Origin of the sequence: Staphylococcus agnetis (assembly GCF_002901865.1) — a bacterium.
GTDB lineage: Bacteria > Bacillota > Bacilli > Staphylococcales > Staphylococcaceae > Staphylococcus > Staphylococcus agnetis.
Genome location: NZ_PPQF01000018.1, coordinates 1 through 3,195 on the forward strand (window position 1 = coordinate 1; position 3,195 = coordinate 3,195).

Sequence of the window (3,195 nt, forward strand, 5' to 3'; positions counted from 1 at the left end):
ATTAGTATTCGTCAGCTCCACGTATCGCTACGCTTCCACCTCGAACCTATTAACCTCATCATCTTTGAGGGATCTTATAACCGAAGTTGGGAAATCTCATCTTGAGGGGGGCTTCATGCTTAGATGCTTTCAGCACTTATCCCGTCCATACATAGCTACCCAGCTATGCCGTTGGCACGACAACTGGTACACCAGAGGTATGTCCATCCCGGTCCTCTCGTACTAAGGACAGCTCCTCTCAAATTTCCTACGCCCACGACGGATAGGGACCGAACTGTCTCACGACGTTCTGAACCCAGCTCGCGTACCGCTTTAATGGGCGAACAGCCCAACCCTTGGGACCGACTACAGCCCCAGGATGCGATGAGCCGACATCGAGGTGCCAAACCTCCCCGTCGATGTGAACTCTTGGGGGAGATAAGCCTGTTATCCCCGGGGTAGCTTTTATCCGTTGAGCGATGGCCCTTCCATGCGGAACCACCGGATCACTAAGTCCGTCTTTCGACCCTGCTCGACTTGTAGGTCTCGCAGTCAAGCTCCCTTATGCCTTTACACTCTATGAATGATTTCCAACCATTCTGAGGGAACCTTTGAGCGCCTCCGTTACTCTTTAGGAGGCGACCGCCCCAGTCAAACTGCCCGCCTGACACTGTCTCCCAACTCGATAAGAGTTGCGGGTTAGAAATCCAATACAATTAGGGTAGTATCCCACCAATGCCTCCACGTAAGCTAGCGCTCACGCTTCTAAGGCTCCTACCTATCCTGTACAAACTGTACCGAATTTCAATATCAGGCTACAGTAAAGCTCCACGGGGTCTTTCCGTCCTGTCGCGGGTAACCGGCATCTTCACCGGTACTATGATTTCACCGAGTCTCTCGTTGAGACAGTGCCCAAATCGTTACGCCTTTCGTGCGGGTCGGAACTTACCCGACAAGGAATTTCGCTACCTTAGGACCGTTATAGTTACGGCCGCCGTTTACTGGGGCTTCGATTCGTAGCTTCGCTAATGCTAACCACTCCTCTTAACCTTCCAGCACCGGGCAGGCGTCAGCCCCTATACGTCACCTTACGGTTTAGCAGAGACCTGTGTTTTTGATAAACAGTCGCTTGGGCCTATTCACTGCGGCTCTTCGAAGCGTGAACCTCAAAGAGCACCCCTTCTCCCGAAGTTACGGGGTCATTTTGCCGAGTTCCTTAACGAGAGTTCGCTCGCTCACCTTAGAATTCTCATCTTGACTACCTGTGTCGGTTTGCGGTACGGGCACCAATCTTCTAGCTAGAGGCTTTTCTTGGCAGTGTGAAATCAACGACTCGAAGAAAACATGTTTCTTCTCCCCATCACAGCTTGACCTTGATGAGTGCCGGATTTGCCTAACACTCAGTCTCACTGCTTAGACGTGCACTCCAACAGCACGCTTCGCCTATCCTACTGCGTCCCCCCATCGCTTAAAACGAATCATGGTGGTACAGGAATATCAACCTGTTATCCATCGCCTACGCCTGTCGGCCTCAGCTTAGGACCCGACTAACCCAGAGCGGACGAGCCTTCCTCTGGAAACCTTAGTCAATCGGTGGACGGGATTCTCACCCGTCTTTCGCTACTCACACCGGCATTCTCACTTCTAAGCGCTCCACATGTCCTTGCGATCATGCTTCAACGCCCTTAGAACGCTCTCCTACCATTGTCCTAAAGGACAATCCACAGCTTCGGTAATATGTTTAGCCCCGGTACATTTTCGGCGCAGTGTCACTCGACTAGTGAGCTATTACGCACTCTTTAAATGATGGCTGCTTCTAAGCCAACATCCTAGTTGTCTGGGCAACGCCACATCCTTTTCCACTTAACATATATTTTGGGACCTTAGCTGGTGGTCTGGGCTGTTTCCCTTTCGAACACGGACCTTATCACCCATGTTCTGACTCCCAAGTTAAATTATTTGGCATTCGGAGTTTGTCTGAATTCGGTAACCCGAGAGGGGCCCCTCGTCCAAACAGTGCTCTACCTCCAATAATCATCACTTGAGGCTAGCCCTAAAGCTATTTCGGAGAGAACCAGCTATCTCCAAGTTCGATTGGAATTTCTCCGCTACCCTCAGTTCATCCGCTCACTTTTCAACGTAAGTCGGTTCGGTCCTCCATTCAGTGTTACCTGAACTTCAACCTGACCAAGGGTAGATCACCTGGTTTCGGGTCTACGACCAAATACTCATTCGCCCTATTCAGACTCGCTTTCGCTACGGCTCCACATTTTCTGCTTAACCTTGCATCAGATCGTAACTCGCCGGTTCATTCTACAAAAGGCACGCCATCACCCATTAACGGGCTCTGACTACTTGTAAGCACACGGTTTCAAGTTCTCTTTCACTCCCCTTCCGGGGTACTTTTCACCTTTCCCTCACGGTACTGGTTCACTATCGGTCACTAGAGAGTATTTAGCCTTGGGAGATGGTCCTCCCAGATTCCGACGGAATTTCACGTGCTCCGCCGTACTCAGGATCCACTCAGGAGGGTATACGTTTTCGACTACAGGATTATTACCTTCTATGATTAACCTTTCCAGGTTATTCGTCTAACGTATTCCTTTGTAACTCCGTACAGAGTGTCCTACAACCCCAACAAGCAAGCTTGTTGGTTTGGGCTCTTCCCGTTTCGCTCGCCGCTACTCAGGGAATCGATTTTTCTTTCTCTTCCTCCGGGTACTAAGATGTTTCAGTTCTCCGGGTCTACCTTCTCACATGCTATGTATTCACATGCGGATAACACGACATAACTCGTGCTGGGTTCCCCCATTCGGAAATCTCTGGATCACAGCTTACTTACAGCTCCCCAAAGCATATCGTCGTTAGTAACGTCCTTCATCGGCTTCTAGTGCCAAGGCATCCACCGTGCGCCCTTAATAACTTAATCTAAACGTGTTGATAAGCGTTCGCATTCTGCTTCATCACGGCACAAATCGCTCAGTTACTTACAAAAGTAAGCGCCTTCGCTCTTGTTTGTGATTCATAGACTGACAAACGCTTTCAATTCACGTTTATCGTATCTATAACATATGCACTACTTACCATCCACCAGTTATTAATTATTGTGAGTCGTCTGTCGACGACTAGCGATAATTTTTTGTTTCAAGCTTTTCGCTTGTCACTCGGTTTTGCTTGGTAAAATCTATACTTACTTATCTAGTTTTCAATGTACAA

The 3,195-nt window shown here is 49.2% G+C and carries 1 rRNA gene; it reads right to left on the reverse strand.

The window, feature by feature from the left end:
- Positions 1-2,908, reverse strand: a 23S ribosomal RNA gene (locus CD172_RS03470); the annotation flags it as partial.
- Between the last annotated feature and the right edge of the window lie 287 nt (positions 2,909-3,195).